Source organism: Escherichia sp. MAL-1 (assembly GCF_052948035.1).
In genome coordinates this window covers 2,158,566-2,176,865 of record NZ_CM129609.1, presented here as the reverse complement: position 1 = coordinate 2,176,865, position 18,300 = coordinate 2,158,566, and the positions used below count along the sequence as shown (strand labels likewise).

At 52.3% G+C, this 18,300-nt stretch carries 17 protein-coding genes and 2 pseudogenes; 11 read left to right on the top strand and 8 right to left on the bottom strand.

All coding sequences use genetic code 11. The annotated features are described in order from the left end of the window. Positions 1–121: 121 nt before the first annotated feature. From ACU8XX_RS10605 to ynjE, 8 genes are all read left to right on the top strand, one after another. Positions 122–832 carry a TVP38/TMEM64 family protein gene (locus ACU8XX_RS10605; protein WP_001300395.1) on the top strand — a complete coding sequence of 237 codons (711 nt, stop codon included), beginning with the start codon at positions 122–124 and terminating at the stop codon, positions 830–832. A 4-nt stretch (positions 833–836) separates the two neighbouring features. Beyond that, positions 837–1,514 carry a lipoprotein YdjY gene (ydjY, locus tag ACU8XX_RS10600; protein WP_000939212.1) on the top strand — a complete coding sequence of 226 codons (678 nt, stop codon included), beginning with the start codon at positions 837–839 and terminating at the stop codon, positions 1,512–1,514. Between the two features lie 14 nt (positions 1,515–1,528). Further along, a complete protein-coding gene (locus ACU8XX_RS10595; RefSeq protein WP_000980098.1) occupies positions 1,529–2,236 on the top strand; it encodes a TVP38/TMEM64 family protein in 708 nt (235 codons plus the stop codon). Next, a complete protein-coding gene (locus ACU8XX_RS10590) occupies positions 2,236–2,784 on the top strand; it encodes a carboxymuconolactone decarboxylase family protein (protein ID WP_000524097.1) in 549 nt (182 codons plus the stop codon). Before ACU8XX_RS10595 ends, ACU8XX_RS10590 begins: the two co-directional genes overlap by 1 nt. Before the next feature lie 9 nt (positions 2,785–2,793). Then, positions 2,794–3,960 carry an ABC transporter substrate-binding protein gene (locus tag ACU8XX_RS10585; RefSeq protein ID WP_001215339.1) on the top strand — a complete coding sequence of 389 codons (1,167 nt, stop codon included), beginning with the start codon at positions 2,794–2,796 and terminating at the stop codon, positions 3,958–3,960. After that, a complete protein-coding gene (locus ACU8XX_RS10580; protein WP_000224959.1) occupies positions 3,933–5,468 on the top strand; it encodes an ABC transporter permease subunit in 1,536 nt (511 codons plus the stop codon). The genes ACU8XX_RS10585 and ACU8XX_RS10580 overlap by 28 nt, the downstream gene beginning before the upstream one ends. Then, positions 5,468–6,121 carry an ATP-binding cassette domain-containing protein gene (locus tag ACU8XX_RS10575; RefSeq protein WP_001300558.1) on the top strand — a complete coding sequence of 218 codons (654 nt, stop codon included), beginning with the start codon at positions 5,468–5,470 and terminating at the stop codon, positions 6,119–6,121. Before ACU8XX_RS10580 ends, ACU8XX_RS10575 begins: the two co-directional genes overlap by 1 nt. Positions 6,122–6,187: 66 nt before the next feature. Next, positions 6,188–7,495: a thiosulfate sulfurtransferase YnjE gene (gene ynjE / locus ACU8XX_RS10570; protein WP_001300586.1), complete on the top strand. Its 1,308-nt coding sequence runs from the start codon at positions 6,188–6,190 to the stop codon at positions 7,493–7,495. Between the two features lie 8 nt (positions 7,496–7,503). On the opposite strand, the gene ACU8XX_RS10565 is transcribed toward ynjE, so the two are convergent. Then, complete coding sequence (locus ACU8XX_RS10565) at positions 7,504–8,124, bottom strand: CDP-alcohol phosphatidyltransferase family protein (RefSeq protein ID WP_001300428.1); 621 nt, start codon at positions 8,122–8,124, stop codon at positions 7,504–7,506. 86 nt (positions 8,125–8,210) lie between these two features. On the opposite strand from ACU8XX_RS10565, the gene nudG reads away from it, so the two are divergent. Further along, positions 8,211–8,618: a CTP pyrophosphohydrolase gene (gene nudG, locus ACU8XX_RS10560; protein WP_000781868.1), complete on the top strand. Its 408-nt coding sequence runs from the start codon at positions 8,211–8,213 to the stop codon at positions 8,616–8,618. Here nudG and ACU8XX_RS10555 read toward each other — a convergent pair. Continuing rightward, positions 8,584–8,856 (bottom strand): YnjH family protein, encoded by a 273-nt coding sequence (locus ACU8XX_RS10555; RefSeq protein WP_000085233.1) that lies wholly within the window; start codon positions 8,854–8,856, stop codon positions 8,584–8,586. The genes nudG and ACU8XX_RS10555 overlap by 35 nt on opposite strands. A gap of 235 nt (positions 8,857–9,091) precedes the next feature. Here ACU8XX_RS10555 and gdhA point away from each other — a divergent pair, with 235 nt between their 5' ends. Further along, entirely contained in the window at positions 9,092–10,435 is a 1,344-nt protein-coding gene (gene gdhA, locus ACU8XX_RS10550; protein WP_000373043.1) for an NADP-specific glutamate dehydrogenase, read from the top strand. Between the two features lie 116 nt (positions 10,436–10,551). Here the strand turns inward: gdhA and ACU8XX_RS10545 are convergent. The 6 genes and pseudogenes from ACU8XX_RS10545 to ACU8XX_RS10520 all read right to left on the bottom strand — a co-directional run. Further along, positions 10,552–11,367, bottom strand: a pseudogene (locus tag ACU8XX_RS10545) (DUF1266 domain-containing protein); the annotation flags it as partial. Positions 11,368–11,384: 17 nt separating this feature from the next. Further along, a protein-coding gene (locus tag ACU8XX_RS10540) for an IS1-like element IS1A family transposase (protein ID WP_103215986.1) occupies positions 11,385–12,082 on the bottom strand; the annotation gives its coding sequence in 2 pieces (ribosomal slippage) (positions 11,385–11,833 and positions 11,833–12,082; 699 coding nt in all). Between the two features lie 55 nt (positions 12,083–12,137). After that, a pseudogene (locus ACU8XX_RS10535) lies at positions 12,138–12,368 on the bottom strand (DUF1266 domain-containing protein); the annotation flags it as partial. Positions 12,369–12,495: 127 nt separating this feature from the next. Next, positions 12,496–14,457: a DNA topoisomerase III gene (topB, locus tag ACU8XX_RS10530; protein ID WP_001235800.1), complete on the bottom strand. Its 1,962-nt coding sequence runs from the start codon at positions 14,455–14,457 to the stop codon at positions 12,496–12,498. 4 nt (positions 14,458–14,461) lie between these two features. After that, entirely contained in the window at positions 14,462–15,505 is a 1,044-nt protein-coding gene (selD, locus tag ACU8XX_RS10525) for a selenide, water dikinase SelD (RefSeq protein WP_001295485.1), read from the bottom strand. A 116-nt stretch (positions 15,506–15,621) separates the two neighbouring features. Continuing rightward, a complete protein-coding gene (locus ACU8XX_RS10520; protein WP_000339283.1) occupies positions 15,622–16,173 on the bottom strand; it encodes an NAD(P)H nitroreductase in 552 nt (183 codons plus the stop codon). Between the two features lie 160 nt (positions 16,174–16,333). Between ACU8XX_RS10520 and sppA the strand changes: the two genes are divergently transcribed. Then, a complete protein-coding gene (sppA, locus tag ACU8XX_RS10515) occupies positions 16,334–18,190 on the top strand; it encodes a signal peptide peptidase SppA (protein WP_001259811.1) in 1,857 nt (618 codons plus the stop codon). The last annotated feature ends 110 nt before the right edge of the window (positions 18,191–18,300 follow it).

Genomic DNA, 18,300 nt, shown 5'->3' with positions numbered 1-18,300 from the left:
GAGAAAAATCAACAAACTGTCAGTAATGATTTGTTGCCTGCCGTCCTTTGTTATACCGTCTCTGCGTTTTTAGTTGTCTGACCACTTCTCTATTATCAAGTTTGATATAGGAAACTCCACGATGAACGCTGAGCGTAAATTTCTTTTTGCCTGTCTTATTTTTGCGCTGGTCATTTACGCTATCCACGCTTTCGGTTTATTCGATCTACTCACCGATTTACCCCACTTACAGACACTCATCCGCCAGAGCGGATTTTTCGGCTATAGCCTCTATATTCTGTTATTCATCATTGCCACCCTCTTGCTGTTACCAGGAAGCATACTGGTGATCGCGGGAGGAATAGTTTTTGGCCCGCTCTTAGGGACACTACTCTCATTAATTGCCGCCACGCTGGCCTCCTCGTGCTCATTCCTGCTGGCGCGCTGGCTGGGACGTGATTTACTGCTGAAATACGTTGGCCATAGCAATACCTTCCAGGCCATTGAAAAAGGCATTGCGCGTAACGGTATTGATTTTCTTATTCTGACCCGCTTAATCCCGTTGTTTCCTTACAATATTCAAAATTACGCTTACGGATTAACCACAATCGCCTTCTGGCCTTATACCCTTATTTCGGCACTCACGACCCTACCCGGTATTGTTATTTATACCGTGATGGCAAGCGATCTCGCCAATGAAGGCATTACGCTGCGCTTTATTTTACAACTCTGTCTGGCGGGCCTGGCGCTGTTTATTCTCGTCCAGCTCGCAAAACTCTACGCCCGACACAAACATGTGGATCTGTCTGCTTCGCGCCGCAGCCCACTTACTCACCCAAAAAATGAAGGATAGAACGATGTTGCAACATTATTCAGTGTCATGGAAAAAAGGACTGGCTGCACTCTGTTTACTGGCTGTTGCTGGGCTTAGCGGCTGCGATCAACAAGAGAATGCGGCGGCAAAAGTGGAATACGACGGACTTTCGAACAGCCAACCGCTGCGTGTCGATGCCAATAACCATACGGTAACCATGCTGGTGCAAATTAATGGTCGTTTCCTCACCGACGACACTCGTCACGGTATTGTGTTTAAAGATGGCTCCAACGGACATAAATCGCTGTTTATGGGTTATGCGACCCCGAAAGCATTTTATGAAGCCCTGAAAGAGGCAGGTGGTACGCCGGGCGAAAACATGACGATGGATAATAAAGAAACGACTCATGTCACAGGCAGCAAACTGGATATTTCGGTCAACTGGCAAGGGGCGGCAAAAGCGTATTCCTTCGATGAAGTGATTGTTGACAGTAATGGCAAGAAACTGGACATGCGCTTTGGCGGTAATTTAACGGCAGCAGAAGAGAAGAAAACGGGTTGCCTGGTGTGTCTGGATAGCTGCCCGGTCGGCATCGTCAGCAATGCAACATACACTTATGGTGCGGTTGAAAAACGTGGTGAAGTTAAATTCAAAGGCAATGCCTCAGTTCTCCCGGCGGATAACACGCTGGCAACGGTTACCTTTAAAATCGCCGAATAAAGCCAGGATAAAGGATGATGATGATGCAATCGCGAAAAATCTGGTACTACCGTATAACCCTCATCATCCTGTTGTTCGCTATGCTGCTGGCATGGGCGCTGCTTCCCGGCGTCCATGAGTTTATCAATCGCAGCGTTGCGGCGTTTGCCGCCGTGGACCAACAGGGTATAGAACGCTTTATTCAGTCTTACGGCGCACTGGCGGCAGTTGTCTCGTTCTTGTTGATGATTTTGCAGGCCATTGCTGCACCGCTACCTGCGTTTTTGATCACCTTTGCCAATGCGTCGCTGTTTGGCGCGTTCTGGGGCGGCTTGCTGTCGTGGACCAGTTCGATGGCCGGCGCGGCGCTGTGCTTTTTTATCGCCAGAGTGATGGGCCGCGAAGTGGTGGAAAAATTAACCGGCAAAACCGTGCTTGACAGTATGGACGGCTTTTTCACTCGCTACGGCAAACACACCATTCTGGTCTGTCGGTTATTGCCTTTTGTCCCTTTCGATCCAATCAGCTATGCTGCCGGTTTGACTTCAATACGTTTTCGCTCGTTTTTTATCGCCACCGGGCTTGGTCAGTTACCGGCAACTATTGTTTATTCCTGGGCGGGCAGCATGTTAACAGGCGGTACTTTCTGGTTTGTCACCGGACTGTTTATTCTGTTTGCCCTGACCGTGGTGATTTTTATGGCGAAGAAAATATGGCTTGAACGCCAGAAGAGGAATGCCTGATGGGTTTACCGCCGCTTAGCAAAATTCCTTTAATTTTACGTCCACAGGCGTGGCTGCATCGTCGCCATTACGGCGAGGTGCTAAGCCCCATTCGCTGGTGGGGGCGGATCCCGTTTATCTTTTATCTGGTGTCGATGTTTGTTGGCTGGCTGGAGCGCAAACGCTCACCGCTCGATCCGGTAGTACGATCGCTTGTCAGCGCGCGCATTGCGCAAATGTGCCTGTGTGAGTTTTGTGTGGATATCACCAGTATGAAAGTCGCCGAGCGCACCGGCAGCAGCGATAAACTGCTGGCAGTGGCTGACTGGCGGCAAAGCCCGCTCTTTAGCGATGAAGAACGGCTGGCGCTGGAGTACGCCGAAGCCGCAAGCGTAACGCCGCCAACGGTCGATGATGCCCTGCGTACCCGACTGGCTGCGCATTTTGACGCTCAGGCGCTCACCGAACTGACGGCATTGATCGGCCTGCAAAATCTGTCAGCCCGTTTTAATTCTGCCATGGACATTCCCGCTCAGGGGCTGTGCCGTATTCCTGAAAAACGTTCTTAAGGAGAGATGATGCGCCATTGTGGGTGGTTGCTGGGATTGTTATCGCTGTTTTCTCTGGCAACACATGCCAGTGACTGGCAAGAAATTAAAAATGAGGCCAAAGGGCAAACCGTCTGGTTTAACGCCTGGGGCGGCGATACCGCAATTAACCGCTATCTCGACTGGGTGAGCGGCGAGATGAAAACCCATTACGCTATAAACCTGAAGATTGTCCGTCTGGCGGATGCCGCAGACGCGGTGAAGCGCATTCAGACCGAAGCCGCAGCCGGACGTAAAACGGGCGGCTCGGTGGATCTGCTCTGGGTGAACGGCGAAAACTTCCGCACCTTAAAAGAGGCCAATTTATTACAAACGGGCTGGGCGGAGACTCTGCCCAACTGGCGCTATGTCGACACACAGCTGCCGGTGCGGGAAGATTTTTCTGTGCCGACACAAGGTGCGGAATCGCCCTGGGGCGGCGCACAACTGACGTTTATCGCCCGCCGCGATGTTACGCCACAGCCACCACAAACGCCGCAAGCCTTACTGGAGTTTGCTAAAGCCAATCCCGGCACGGTTACCTATCCGCGCCCACCGGACTTTACCGGCACGGCGTTTCTTGAACAGTTGCTGATTATGCTGACGCCCGATCCCGCCGCATTAAAAGAAGCGCCGGACGATGCGACTTTCGCCCGTGTCACTGCTCCCTTGTGGCAATATCTTGATGTGCTGCATCCGTATTTGTGGCGCGAAGGAAAGGATTTCCCGCCTTCACCCGCGCGGATGGATGCTCTGCTGAAAGCCGGCACATTGCGCCTGTCGCTGACCTTTAACCCCGCGCATGCGCAGCAAAAAATCGCCAGCGGCGATTTGCCTGCAAGCAGTTACAGTTTTGGCTTTCGCGAGGGGATGATTGGCAACGTGCATTTCGTCACCATTCCTGCCAACGCGAATGCCAGTGCTGCGGCGAAGGTAGTTGCCAATTTCCTGCTCTCACCCGATGCGCAACTGCGTAAAGCAGATCCCGCTGTCTGGGGCGATCCTTCTGTTCTCGATCCGCAAAAACTGCCTGACGGGCAGCGCGAATCATTGCAATCAAGAATGCCGCAGGATCTGCCGCCGGTACTGGCTGAACCGCACGCAGGTTGGGTAAATGCGCTGGAACAAGAATGGCTACACCGTTACGGTACGCATTAATCTTTTTGCTGTGGGCGATGGTGGCGGTGATTTATGCACCGCTGATCCCGGCAGCTCTCACGCTGATATCGCCTGCTTTGTCGTTGACACACTGGCAGGCGTTATTTGCCGATCCACAGTTACCGCAGGCATTACTGGCAACGCTGGTGTCGACAACCATCGCGGCGGTCGGGGCATTGTTGATTGCCCTGCTGGTGATTGTGGCGCTGTGGCCTGGGCCGAAATGGCAGCGTATGTGCGCCCGTCTGCCGTGGCTGCTCGCCATTCCCCATGTGGCTTTTGCCACCAGCGCCCTTCTGCTCTTTGCTGACGGAGGGCTGCTTTATGACTATTTCCCGTATTTCACTCCGCCAATGGACCGATTTGGCATCGGTCTGGGCCTCACCCTTGCAGTGAAAGAAAGCGCATTTCTGCTGTGGATCTTAGCAGCAGTATTGAGCGAAAAATGGCTGTTGCAGCAGGTCATTGTGCTGGATTCGCTGGGCTACAGCCGCTGGCAATGCCTGAACTGGCTGCTGTTGCCCTCCGTCGCGCCTGCGCTGGCAATGGCGATGCTGGCGATTGTTGCCTGGTCGCTGTCGGTCGTGGATGTGGCAATTATTCTCGGGCCAGGTAATCCCCCGACGCTGGCGGTAATTAGCTGGCAGTGGTTAACCCAGGGCGACATTGACCAACAAACAAAAGGCGCGCTTGCCAGCCTGCTGTTGATGCTGTTACTCGCCGCCTACGTTTTGCTGAGCTATCTGCTATGGCGCAGCTGGCGGCGCACTATTCCCCGCGTAGATGGCGTTCGCAAGCCTGCCACGCCTTTATTGCCGGGCAATACGCTGGCGATTTTTTTACCCTTAACCGGTGTGCTGTGTGTGGTTCTGCTGGCGATCCTCGCGGATCAGTCGACGATCAATAGTGAAGCGCTCATCAACAGCCTGACAATGGGGCTGGTGGCGACATTCATCGCTTTGCTCCTGTTACTGCTGTGGCTGGAATGGGGGCCACAGCGTCGCCAGTTGTGGCTATGGTTGCCCATTTTATTACCCGCTCTGCCACTGGTGGCGGGCCAGTACACGCTGGCGCTATGGCTGAACCTGGATGGAAGCTGGACGGCGGTGGTCTGGGGGCATCTGCTGTGGGTAATGCCATGGATGCTGTTTATCCTGCAACCCGCCTGGCAGCGCATTGATTCACGGTTAATTTTGATTGCGCAAACACTGGGCTGGTCGCGGGCCAAAATCTTCTTTTACGTGAAATGTCCGCTTATGCTACGCCCTACGCTGATTGCCTTCGCGGTGGGATTTGCAGTCGGTATTGCGCAGTATATGCCAACGCTGTGGCTGGGCGCGGGGCGTTTTCCGACGCTCACCACTGAGGCGGTGGCATTAAGCAGCGGCGGCAGCAACGGTATTCTCGCCGCCCAGGCTTTATGGCAACTGCTATTACCGCTTATTATTTTTGCCCTGACCGCGTTAGTCGCAAAATGGGTAGGTTATGTCAGACAAGGACTCCGCTAATGCTCTGCGTGAAAAATGTTTCGCTACGTTTACCAGAAAGCCGCTTGCTGACAAACGTTAACTTTACGGTGGATAAAGGTGACATTGTCACGTTAATGGGGCCGTCTGGCTGTGGAAAATCCACTCTGTTTTCATGGATGATTGGTGCACTGGCCGAACAGTTTTCTTGTACAGGTGAGCTATGGCTCAATGAGCAACGGATTGACATCCTACCCACCGCACAGCGTCAGATTGGCATTCTTTTTCAGGATGCACTGTTATTTGACCAGTTCAGTGTCGGGCAAAATTTACTGCTGGCGCTACCGGCGACACTTAAAGGGAATGCCCGACGTAATGCCGTGAATGATGCACTTGAGCGTTCAGGCCTTGAGGGAGCTTTCCATCAGGATCCTGCCACTTTGTCTGGCGGTCAGCGAGCGCGCGTTGCTCTACTACGCGCCCTTCTCGCCCAACCAAAAGCGTTACTCCTGGATGAGCCATTCAGCCGTCTTGATGTGGCTCTGCGCGATAATTTTCGCCAGTGGGTGTTCAGCGAAGTTCGCGCCCTGGCGATCCCCGTCGTTCAGGTAACGCACGATCTCCAGGATGTTCCTGCTGATAGTTCTGTTCTGGATATGGCGCAGTGGTCAGAAAATTACAACAAACTGCGATAACGCAAAGTTTTTCTCAATGCGTCAGTTCAGAATGGCGCACTCAAAACTACAATGTCGGGATTTTCGATGAAACGTGTTTCTCAAATGACCGCGCTGGCAATGGCTTTAGGGCTGGCTTGCGCTTCTTCGTGGGCCGCTGAACTGGCGAAGCCTCTTACACTTGACCAGCTTCAACAACAAAATGGCAAAGCGATAGATACTCGCCCCAGCGCGTTTTATAACGGCTGGCCACAAACCTTAAATGGCCCTTCTGGTCATGAACCTGCCGCCTTAAACCTCTCTGCCAGCTGGCTTGACAAAATGAGCACCGAACAGCTCAACGCGTGGATCAAGCAACATAACCTGAAAACCGATGCTCCGGTGGCGCTGTACGGTAATGACAAAGATGTCGACGCCGTCAAAACGCGACTGCAAAAAGCAGGTTTAACGCATATCTCCATCCTGAGTGACGCGCTAAGCGAACCTTCCCGTCTGCAAAAACTGCCGCATTTTGAGCAGCTGGTTTATCCGCAATGGCTGCACGACCTGCAACAAGGTAAAGAGGTTACGGCGAAACCTGCCGGTGACTGGAAAGTCATTGAAGCGGCCTGGGGCGCTCCTAAGCTTTACCTTATCAGCCATATTCCCGGCGCTGACTACATCGATACCAACGAAGTGGAAAGTGAACCGCTGTGGAACAAAGTTTCTGATGAACAACTAAAAGCGATGCTGGCAAAACACGGCATTCGCCATGACACCACGGTCATTCTGTATGGGCGTGACGTATACGCTGCAGCGCGTGTGGCGCAGATTATGCTTTATGCTGGCGTGAAAGATGTGCGCCTGCTGGATGGCGGCTGGCAAACCTGGTCCGACGCGGGACTGCCTGTTGAGCGCGGAACGCCACCGAAAGTGAAAGCGGAACCGGATTTCGGCGTGAAGATCCCGGCACAACCGCAACTGATGCTTGATATGGAACAGGCGCGTGGACTGCTGCATCGCCAGGATGCATCGCTGGTGAGCATTCGTTCGTGGCCAGAATTTATCGGTACGACCAGCGGTTACAGCTATATTAAACCAAAAGGTGAAATAGCCGGAGCACGTTGGGGACACGCTGGTAGCGACTCGACGCATATGGAAGATTTCCATAACCCGGATGGCACCATGCGTAGCGCCGATGATATTACCGCTATGTGGAAAGCATGGAATATCAAACCAGATCAGCAAGTTTCATTCTACTGCGGCACCGGCTGGCGCGCGTCCGAAACCTTTATGTACGCACGAGCAATGGGCTGGAATAACGTCTCCGTTTACGACGGCGGCTGGTACGAATGGAGCAGCGATCCAAAAAATTCGGTAGCAACCGGTGAACGCGGCCCGGACAGCAGCAAATAACATTGCAATTACTGACGCTGGAGCGACTTCAGCGTCAGATACCCACTCCACACCCGCGTAAAGGTCGTCATCCAGCACAACGCACCAAATACCCACGCAAACCACGGAAAACAGGTCGGAAAGAGGCAACTCAGAACAAACAGCAAAATCGTCTCGCTGCCTTCGGTTAACCCGCCCAAATAATAAAACGATTTATGCGCATAACCGGGATTATCAATCTGATGTTTCGCCGCCAGCGCAGCAAAAGCGAGAAAACTGCTACCCGTGCCGATAAACGCAAACAGCAGCCAGCCGCCTGCCAGGGCGTTTTGCTGCGGTGCGGCGAGGATAAACCCAAAAGGCACCAGCGCGTAAAAAAGAAAATCGAGAGAAATATCAAGAAAGCCGCCCGCGTCGGTAAGCCCTCTGCGCCGCGCCAGCGCACCGTCCAGACCATCAAGCAGCCTGTTCAACAAAATGACGACTAGCGCCGCCAGATACCAGCCCAGCGCCAGAAACGGCAGAGCCAGCACGCCGATGGCAAATCCCACTAATGTTAAACCATCTGGCGTAATGCCCGGTTTATCAAGAACCCGCACGCACTGATGCAACAACGGTTTAATCCGGGGATGAAGATGGCGGTCTAGCACAGGCACTCCTTAAATATAAAGCCTTTCTGATTGAGCAACAGTGCGGATATTATGGCATTTTTCGCTTATCTGCCCGTGTGTAATTTATGAAAATGATTGAAGTTGTTGCCGCCATCATTGAACGTGATGGCAAAATTTTACTCGCGCAACGCCCCGCCCAGCGCGATCAGGCGGGATTATGGGAGTTTGCCGGTGGTAAAGTCGAGCTGGATGAAAGCCAGCAGCAGGCGCTGGTGCGTGAGTTAAACGAAGAATTGGGCATCGAAGCAACTGTGGGTGAGTATGTTGCCAGCCATCAGCGAGAAGTTTCGGGGCGGATTATCCATCTTCATGCCTGGCACGTACCCGACTTCCACGGGACGTTACAGGCACATGAACATCAGGCGCTGGTCTGGTGCTCACCTGAAGAGGCGCTGCAATATCCGCTGGCCCCTGCTGACATTCCACTATTAGAGGCGTTTATGGCTTTACGCGCCGCCAGACCAGCGGATTAGTGCTAAGGGTTTTGTCATCACGCTGGCATTGCAGCAGTATTCCCTCGGCTTTAATTACCGCTCCTTCAGAATAATTTTTATCCTGATAAACGCAGCACTGAGTACAGGGCTGCGCTGACTGCCCGCCTGAACTGAACACTTCTGGCGGTACGTTTACCTCCACGTCCGGACGATAATGCGGGTTAGCCAGTGCAATTAATGGAAATGCTAATACTACGGCGAACAATGCTCGACTCACAGGGAGCTCCTTAACGTTATTGTCTCTGCTACTGATAACGGTAGCCGGGCGGCAAAACTTTAGCGTCTGAGTTATCGCATTTGGTTATGAGATTACTCTCGTTATTAATTTGCTTTCCTGGGTCATTTTTTTCTTGCTTACCGTCACATTCTTGATGGTATAGTCGAAAACTGCAAAAGCACATGACATAAACAACATAAGCACAATCGTATTAATATATAAGGGTTTTATATCTATGGATCAGACATATTCTCTGGAGTCATTCCTCAACCATGTCCAAAAGCGCGACCCGAATCAAACCGAGTTCGCGCAAGCCGTTCGTGAAGTAATGACCACACTCTGGCCTTTTCTTGAACAAAATCCAAAATATCGCCAGATGTCATTACTGGAGCGTCTGGTTGAACCGGAGCGCGTGATCCAGTTTCGCGTGGTATGGGTTGATGATCGCAACCAGGTACAGGTCAACCGTGCATGGCGTGTGCAGTTCAGCTCTGCCATCGGCCCGTACAAAGGCGGTATGCGCTTCCATCCGTCAGTTAACCTTTCCATTCTCAAATTCCTCGGCTTTGAACAAACCTTCAAAAATGCCCTGACTACTCTGCCGATGGGCGGTGGTAAAGGCGGCAGCGATTTCGATCCGAAAGGAAAAAGCGAAGGTGAAGTGATGCGTTTTTGCCAGGCGCTGATGACTGAACTGTATCGCCACCTGGGCGCGGATACCGACGTTCCGGCAGGTGATATCGGGGTTGGTGGTCGTGAAGTCGGCTTTATGGCGGGGATGATGAAAAAGCTCTCCAACAATACCGCCTGCGTCTTCACCGGTAAGGGCCTTTCATTTGGCGGCAGTCTTATTCGCCCGGAAGCTACCGGCTACGGTCTGGTTTATTTCACAGAAGCAATGCTAAAACGCCACGGTATGGGTTTTGAAGGGATGCGAGTTTCCGTTTCTGGCTCCGGCAACGTCGCCCAGTACGCTATCGAAAAAGCGATGGAATTTGGTGCTCGTGTGATCACTGCGTCAGACTCCAGCGGCACTGTAGTTGATGAAAGCGGATTCACGAAAGAGAAACTGGCACGTCTTATCGAAATCAAAGCCAGCCGCGATGGTCGAGTGGCAGATTACGCCAAAGAATTTGGTCTGGTCTATCTCGAAGGCCAACAGCCGTGGTCTGTACCGGTTGATATCGCCCTGCCTTGCGCCACCCAGAACGAACTGGATGTTGACGCCGCGCATCAGCTTATCGCCAATGGCGTTAAAGCCGTCGCCGAAGGGGCAAATATGCCGACCACCATCGAAGCGACTGAACTGTTCCAGCAGGCAGGCGTACTGTTTGCACCGGGTAAAGCGGCTAATGCTGGCGGTGTAGCAACGTCAGGCCTTGAAATGGCGCAAAACGCTGCGCGCCTGGGCTGGAAAGCCGAGAAAGTTGACGCACGTTTGCATCACATCATGCTGGATATCCACCATGCCTGTGTTGAGCATGGTGGTGAAGGTGAGCAAACCAACTACGTGCAGGGCGCGAACATTGCCGGTTTTGTGAAGGTTGCCGATGCGATGCTGGCGCAGGGTGTGATTTAAGTTGTAAATGCCTGATGGCGCTACGCTTATCAGGCCTACAAATGGGCACAATTCATTGCAGTTACGCTCTAATGTAGGCCGGGCAAGCGCAGCGCCCCCGGCAAAATTTCAGGCGTTTATGAGTATTTAACGGATGATGCTCCCCACGGAACATTTCTTATGGGCCAACGGCATTTCTTACTGTAGTGCTCCCAAAACTGCTTGTCGTAACGATAACACGCTTCAAGTTCAGCATCCGTTAACTTTCTGCGATAGCAGCAGATATGCCAGTAAAGAAATCCCATTTGACTATTTTTTTGATAATCTTCTTCGCTTTCGAACAACTCGTGCGCCTTTCGAGAAGCAAGCATTATATAATGCCAGGCCAGTTCTTCTTCAATTGTCCCGTTTTGAAAAGCTGTGCTTGATATCGAGATCATCCATGATAATTCCGCCGCCCATATTAGCTTCGCCGAGGATTTACCGGAGCTATGATTAGCGCAATCAGAGATATAGTCTGAGGGAAAAACAGCAAATTTATTCAACAAGGCGATAACCTGCTCTGGGGCTTCCTCCATGTTTGCTTTAAAGGTATTGGCTCCATGGTCGCCAGAAAGAAAATGCTCCATTAAGGCACAATAACTTTCGCTATCTTCGATACCCCATTGATCCTCTAAAGACTCGCGTCTTTTACTTATGATATCGATCGAGTCAAAAGGAAGCACATGATATTGGAAGGTATCTTTGCCAGGTTCAGGCTTTCGCGGCCAGAACTCCAGCGTTTCAGACCATTGCTTATGATAGAATCGATAAGGTGCGATCAATTGTAGCGCCTGTAACTTCTCGATACTGAGCGGCTCAATACCTTTAGCCTGATAATAATGCAGTTGTTCTTTTTTTGCTTTAAAACCGGCCCGAACAATAAGCCCCATCATAATTAATAGATAAAGAAAAGGGTAATGACTCCAACTTATTGATAGTGTTTTATGTTCAGATAATGCCCGATGACTTTGTCATGCAGCTCCACCGATTTTGAGAACGACAGCGACTTCCGTCCCAGCCGTGCCAGGTGCTGCCTCAGATTCAGGTTATGCCGCTCAATTCGCTGCGTATATCGCTTGCTGATTACGTGCAGCTTTCCCTTCAGGCGGGATTCATACAGCGGCCAGCCATCCGTCATCCATATCACCACGTCAAAGGGTGACAGCAGGCTCATAAGACGCCCCAGCGTCGCCATAGTGCGTTCACCGAATACGTGCGCAACAACCGTCTTCCGGAGCCTGTCATACGCGTAAAACAGCCAGCGCTGGCGCGATTTAGCCCCGACATAGCCCCACTGTTCGTCCATTTCCGCGCAGACGATGACGTCACTGCCCGGCTGTATGCGCGAGGTTACCGACTGCGGCCTGAGTTTTTTAAGTGACGTAAAATCGTGTTGAGGCCAACGCCCATAATGCGGGCTGTTGCCCGGCATCCAACGCCATTCATGGCCATATCAATGATTTTCTGGTGCGTACCGGGTTGAGAAGCGGTGTAAGTGAACTGCAGTTGCCATGTTTTACGGCAGTGAGAGCAGAGATAGCGCTGATGTCCGGCGGTGCTTTTGCCGTTACGCACCACCCCGTCAGTAGCTGAACAGGAGGGACAGCTGATAGAAACAGAAGCCACTGGAGCACCTCAAAAACACCATCATACACTAAATCAGTAAGTTGGCAGCATCACCAAGAAAAGAGCATCCCGCGGTAATCAGGCCTCTTTCATTCAAACCGTTGGATGTTATCGCTGCGAACACAAACATTACAGCGACAACACATGTTAAATAAAACCCCCACTTACAAAGCAGCATGGCCTTATTTTCTTTAATCATCCGTTCAAAATTACTATTAAATATTTCCCAGCCATTAAAAGAATACTTCTCGCTCCCAGGATGGTTTTGTAATAAAACTTTTTTCATCACATTCCCTGTTATTACATACTTTAGAGGCGATAATTTTATCCATGCAAAAAAAATATCCAACGAATTTTCTTGATCCGCTGGATATTTCAGAATATGACTCGAATAGCACGAAAGATTCACTCGCTTACGCTATCGCCCCGCTTCCGACTTCATCTGCTGGCGGACTTTTTTTCGCACTACGTTTACGCGGTGCAGCCTTTTTCTTATCAGCACTGCCACCACTGCCCGGAGCCACAATGCCGCGAAACTGCCGCACCGGCGTACGTTTGGCTTGATCAATAAGCTGATATAGCGTCCCCACCAGCGGCTGCATAAAGTCCTGATAGCGACACTGCTTTTCGCTGATTTGCGTCAGCACCGATTCCCAGTGCGCGGTCATGTCCGGTCGCGTCGCCATCTCCGGCAGCGAATGGAATAGCGCTTTTCCGGCGTCGGTGGAGTGGATATAGCGCCCTTTTTTGGTCAGGAAACCACGCTTGAACAACAGTTCAATAATCCCGGCACGCGTTGCCTCTGTCCCCAGACCATCGGTCGCACGGAGGATCTTTTTCAGATCTTTATCCTGCACAAAGCGCGCGATCCCGGTCATCGCCGAAAGCAGTGTTGCATCGGTAAAATGGCGCGGCGGCTGGGTTTGCCGCTCTACCACTTCACCTTTTTCACACAGCAACTCATCGCCTTTCGCCACCACAGGCAGTGGCGTGCCGTCGTTTTCTTCATCGCGCTCTTTGCTGCCTAACAGCGTGCGCCAGCCTGCTTCAGCAAGAAAACGCGCTTTAGCGACAAATTTGCCTTTGGCAATGTCCAGTTCGATAACACACTTGCGGAACACCGCATCCGGGCAGAATTGCATCAGATACTGACGGGCAATCAGGTTATAGACCTTCGCTTCGTTCTCCGTCAGGTTGATCGCAGAACTCCGTGCGGTCGGAATGATGGCGTGGTGCGCATCGACCTTTTTGTCATCCCAACAGCGGTTGCGTATATCTGGATCTACCACTGGCTGCGGCAACAGATCCGGTGCATGAACACTGATGGCATTCATCACCGCGTGGCGTCCGGCAAAATGTTCTTCTGGCAAATAGCGACAATCAGAACGCGGATAAGTGATTAGCTTGTGCGTTTCGTACAGTTTCTGGCAGATATCAAGCACGTTCTGCGCGCTCAGACCAAAGCGTTTTGCCGCTTCAATCTGCAACGCCGAAAGCGAAAACGGCAGCGGCGCGGATTCTGATTCCCGTTTATCGTTATAGCTGGTGACAATAGCCGGTTGACCACTAATGCGGTTAACCACATGCTCCGCCAGTGGACGATGTAACAAGCGCCCTTCTTCATCCTGGTACGGTTCACACGCTTCGCTCGGTTGCCAGATAGCGGTAAACCGCTCATCGGCAGGTGTCACGATATGCGCTTTGACTTCAAAGAAGTCTTTCGCCACGAAGTTTTCAATCTCTTCATCGCGGCGCACCACCAGCCCGAGCACGGGTGTCTGCACGCGCCCCACGGAAAGCACGCCCTGATAACCAGCATTGCGACCGAGAATGGTGTAAGCACGGGTCATATTGATGCCGTACAGCCAGTCGGCACGCGCTCGCGCCAGCGCAGAAACGCACAGCGGTACAAACTCACTGTTGGAACGAAGACGGTCGATCGCCCGCTCAACCGCCTGCGGGTTCAGGTCGTTTATCAAGCAACGCTGCACCTGCTGGCGCTTTTCCGGTGCCAGTTGCAGATAGTCCAGCACTTCATCCACCAGCAATTGCCCTTCACGATCCGGGTCCCCGGCGTGAACGATTTCGCTGGCTTCATGCAGGAAGCGTTTGATGACGTTAAGTTGTTTGGTCACGGAGGGTCGGGGCTGTAATTGCCACTTTTCCGGGACAATCGGCAAATCCGCAAGATTCCAGCGCGCATAGCGGCTGTCGTAGGCGTCTGGCTGCGCCTGCTCAAGCAGGTGACCGATACACCAGGTCACCACCTGACCATTACCGCACTCGATAAAGCCATCGCCTTTCCGGTGCGGTTTGGGCAGGACATCAGCAATGGCGCGCGCCAGACTCGGTTTTTCGGCAATAAACAACCGCATTGAATTAACGAATCTCAACCATGGCACGACCGCCGCGCGCTGGCACCAGTTCGCCAATTGCCGTCAGTTCAATGCCAAACTCGGCGGCTGTAGCTTTGACCTCATTTTCTGCTTCCGGCATGACCGCCAGCAGCAAACCGCCAGAAGTTTGCGGATCGCACAGCAGATCGCGCACTTCACGCGGCATTTCACCCATCAGATGACCGTAGCTGGCAAAGTTACGTTCAGTGCCGCCAGGTACTGCGCCCAACTTAATGTACTCTTCAACACCGGGGAGTTTCGGGATCGCTTCATAGTCGACGCGTGCCTGCACACCAGCCCCCTGACACATTTCGCTCAAGTGGCCCAGCAGACCAAAGCCCGTAACGTCGGTCATCGCTTTTACGCCTTCGATGTTGGCAAAGGACGCGCCTGCGATGTTCATCCGGCACATCACTTCCGTCGCCAGTCCCTGATGTTCTGGTTTCAACAGTGATTTTTTCTCAGCCGTGGTAAGAACGCCGATCCCCAGCGGTTTCGTCAGGAACAGTTTGCATCCGGCTTGTGCGGTACTGTTTTTCTTCACCCGCTCGGTCGGTACGATCCCCGTTACCGCCAGACCAAAAATCGGCTCCGGCGCATCGATGGAGTGACCGCCAGCCAGCGCAATACCCGCCTGACGACATGCATAGCGTCCACCTTCGGTCACTTCGCGGGCAATTTCCGGGGAAAGTTTGTTAATCGGCCAGCCGAGGATCGCAATCGCCATAATCGGTTTGCCCCCCATCGCGAAGATATCGCTGATGGCGTTAGTCGCCGCAATGCGGCCAAAATCGAAAGGATTATCAACGATCGGCATAAAGAAGTCGGTGGTACTGATAACGCTGGTGCCATTGCCCAGATCGTACACCGCCGCATCGTCGCGGGTTTCATTACCCACAAGCAAATTCGGATCAACAAACTTCGCCTGCTCACTGTGCAGGATGGTTTCCAACACTTTTGGGGAAATTTTACAGCCGCAACCAGCTCCGTGGCTGTATTGGGTCAAACGAATCGAGTTCTCGCTCATGGACATCTCCTGTCAATGCAATCCGGGTATGGTAACCCTCATTCCGTGAAGTGATAAGTGAGAGTGTCTGAATTCCTGCGCCTTTGCTCACAATCCAGACAGTTTCGCGACAATTATCAGAAATAAGTTACAAACGGCGTCGGGTCCGGGACGTTAATCGACGTAGATGCTTTCAGCTGCGGCGTACCGAGGTAGAGAAAACCGACAATTTTATCCTGCTCACGGCAACCGAATGCTTCACGCACTACCGGACTTTCAGTTAATGCGCCACTGCGCCAGATGCCGCCAAACCCCTGGGCAACTGCTGCCATTTGCATCGCCATGACCGCGCATCCGGCAGACATTTCCTGTTCCCAGCGCGGGACTTTATGATTCTCTTCGCATTTCGCCACCACCGTGATGATGAGCGGTGCGCGGAACGGCGCATTACGGGCTTTGTCGATAGCTTTGTCATCACTACCGGCAGCAATCGCCCCCTGTTCCAGTACGGCGCTGAAACGCTCGCGCCCTTCCCCTTCAATCACAAAAAAATGCCACGGTTGCATGGACTTATGGTCCGGCGCACGCATACCCGCACGCAGGATGTTTTGCAGTTGTTCACCCGTTGGCGCGGGTTCAGCCAAGCGGGAGGCGCTACGGCGATTGATCAATAGTTCGAGTGCATCCATTTGATTAACTCCTGTCGTGATATTTATTCACAAAATTAACACGAGAGTGGATTTTGTTACAGCACAGTCCGCAATTCCTGCTGACAAGTACCGGTTGGGTCATTACGATAACCACATCTATTGCGCCTGTGACAGGTGTGACCTTAAGTTGGGAGAATACATGCGAACCCTTTGGCGATTTATTGCCGGATTTTTTAAATGGACGTGGCGTCTGCTGAATTTCGTCCGTGAAATGGTACTTAACCTGTTCTTTATTTTCCTCGTACTGGTTGGTGTGGGGATTTGGATGCAGGTCAGTGGTGGTGATTCGAAAGAAACGGCCAGTCGTGGCGCACTGCTGCTGGACATTTCTGGTGTGATCGTCGATAAACCCGACAGTTCTCAGCGGTTTAGTAAATTAAGCCGCCAGCTGCTTGGTGCCAGTTCCGATCGTCTGCAGGAAAACTCACTGTTTGATATCGTCAACACTATTCGCCAGGCGAAGGACGACCGCAATATCACCGGTATTGTGATGGATCTGAAAAACTTCGCAGGCGGCGACCAACCGTCTATGCAGTACATCGGCAAAGCTCTGAAAGAGTTTCGTGACAGCGGGAAACCGGTTTATGCCGTTGGCGAGAACTACAGCCAGGGGCAATATTATCTCGCCAGTTTCGCCAATAAAATTTGGCTGTCTCCGCAAGGCGTGGTTGATCTGCACGGCTTTGCCACCAACGGTCTGTACTACAAATCGTTGCTGGATAAGCTGAAAGTTTCCACCCATGTGTTCCGCGTGGGTACGTATAAATCTGCCGTTGAACCGTTTATTCGTGATGATATGTCACCGGCAGCCCGCGAAGCTGACAGCCGCTGGATTGGTGAGCTGTGGCAAAACTATCTGAATACTGTTGCCGCTAACCGGCAGATCCCTGCTGAGCAGGTATTCCCTGGCGCGCAAGGGTTGCTTGAGGGTTTAACCAAAACCGGTGGCGATACCGCGAAATATGCACTGGAAAACAAGCTGGTCGATGCACTGGCATCGAGTGCGGAAATCGAAAAAGCACTGACCAAAGAATTCGGCTGGAGTAAGACTGATAAAAATTATCGCGCCATCAGTTATTACGATTACGCATTGAAAACGCCGGCAGATACCGGTGACAGCATCGGTGTCGTCTTTGCTAATGGCGCAATTATGGATGGCGAGGAAACTCAGGGGAATGTTGGCGGTGATACCACTGCGGCACAAATCCGCGACGCTCGCCTTGACCCGAAAGTGAAAGCGATTGTCCTGCGTGTTAATAGCCCAGGCGGCAGCGTTACCGCGTCTGAAGTGATTCGCGCTGAACTGGCAGCAGCCCGGGCAGCGGGTAAGCCTGTGGTTGTATCGATGGGCGGCATGGCGGCATCTGGTGGTTACTGGATTTCCACGCCAGCTAATTACATTGTGGCTAACCCCAGCACCCTGACCGGTTCTATCGGTATCTTCGGCGTGATCACCACCGTAGAAAATAGTCTGGATTCGATTGGTGTTCATACTGATGGTGTCTCAACTTCACCGCTGGCGGATGTTTCTATCACCAGGGCACTGCCGCCGGAAGCGCAGCAGATGATGCAATTAAGCATTGAGAATGGCTATAAACGCTTTATCACGCTGGTTGCTGATGCGCGTCATTCGACGCCGGAGCAAATTGATAAAATCGCCCAGGGCCACGTCTGGACCGGTCAGGATGCAAAAGCTAACGGGCTGGTCGATAGTCTCGGGGATTTCGATGATGCGGTTGCCAAAGCAGCAGAGCTCGCAAAAGTGAAACAGTGGCATCTGGAATACTACGTTGATGAACCGACCTTCTTCGACAAAGTGATGGACAACATGTCTGGTTCTGTCCGGGCAATGTTGCCAGATGCGTTCCAGGCCATGTTACCTGCACCGCTTGCCTCGGTAGCCTCTACCGTTAAAAGTGAAAGCGACAAGCTGGCCGCGTTTAACGACCCACAAAACCGTTATGCGTTTTGCCTGACCTGCGCCAACGTGCGTTAAGTCTTGTACTGAGTGGCCGACAGATCGTCGGCCACATTATTTTTTACCTCGACGAATCCTCTTCCCGCTGTCTCGCCCCATATTTCCTTATCCGCATAGTATCAGGTGCG

Coding starts and splice junctions, on each gene's coding strand:
- ACU8XX_RS10605 (WP_001300395.1), top strand. CDS start 122: ATGAACGCTGAGCGTAAATTTCTTTTTGCCTGTCTTATTTTTGCGCTG.
- ydjY (WP_000939212.1), top strand. CDS start 837: ATGTTGCAACATTATTCAGTGTCATGGAAAAAAGGACTGGCTGCACTC.
- ACU8XX_RS10595 (WP_000980098.1), top strand. CDS start 1,529: ATGATGATGATGCAATCGCGAAAAATCTGGTACTACCGTATAACCCTC.
- ACU8XX_RS10590 (WP_000524097.1), top strand. CDS start 2,236: ATGGGTTTACCGCCGCTTAGCAAAATTCCTTTAATTTTACGTCCACAG.
- ACU8XX_RS10585 (WP_001215339.1), top strand. CDS start 2,794: ATGCGCCATTGTGGGTGGTTGCTGGGATTGTTATCGCTGTTTTCTCTG.
- ACU8XX_RS10580 (WP_000224959.1), top strand. CDS start 3,933: ATGGCTACACCGTTACGGTACGCATTAATCTTTTTGCTGTGGGCGATG.
- ACU8XX_RS10575 (WP_001300558.1), top strand. CDS start 5,468: ATGCTCTGCGTGAAAAATGTTTCGCTACGTTTACCAGAAAGCCGCTTG.
- ynjE (WP_001300586.1), top strand. CDS start 6,188: ATGAAACGTGTTTCTCAAATGACCGCGCTGGCAATGGCTTTAGGGCTG.
- nudG (WP_000781868.1), top strand. CDS start 8,211: ATGAAAATGATTGAAGTTGTTGCCGCCATCATTGAACGTGATGGCAAA.
- gdhA (WP_000373043.1), top strand. CDS start 9,092: ATGGATCAGACATATTCTCTGGAGTCATTCCTCAACCATGTCCAAAAG.
- topB (WP_001235800.1), bottom strand. CDS start 14,457: ATGCGGTTGTTTATTGCCGAAAAACCGAGTCTGGCGCGCGCCATTGCT.
- selD (WP_001295485.1), bottom strand. CDS start 15,505: ATGAGCGAGAACTCGATTCGTTTGACCCAATACAGCCACGGAGCTGGT.
- ACU8XX_RS10520 (WP_000339283.1), bottom strand. CDS start 16,173: ATGGATGCACTCGAACTATTGATCAATCGCCGTAGCGCCTCCCGCTTG.
- sppA (WP_001259811.1), top strand. CDS start 16,334: ATGCGAACCCTTTGGCGATTTATTGCCGGATTTTTTAAATGGACGTGG.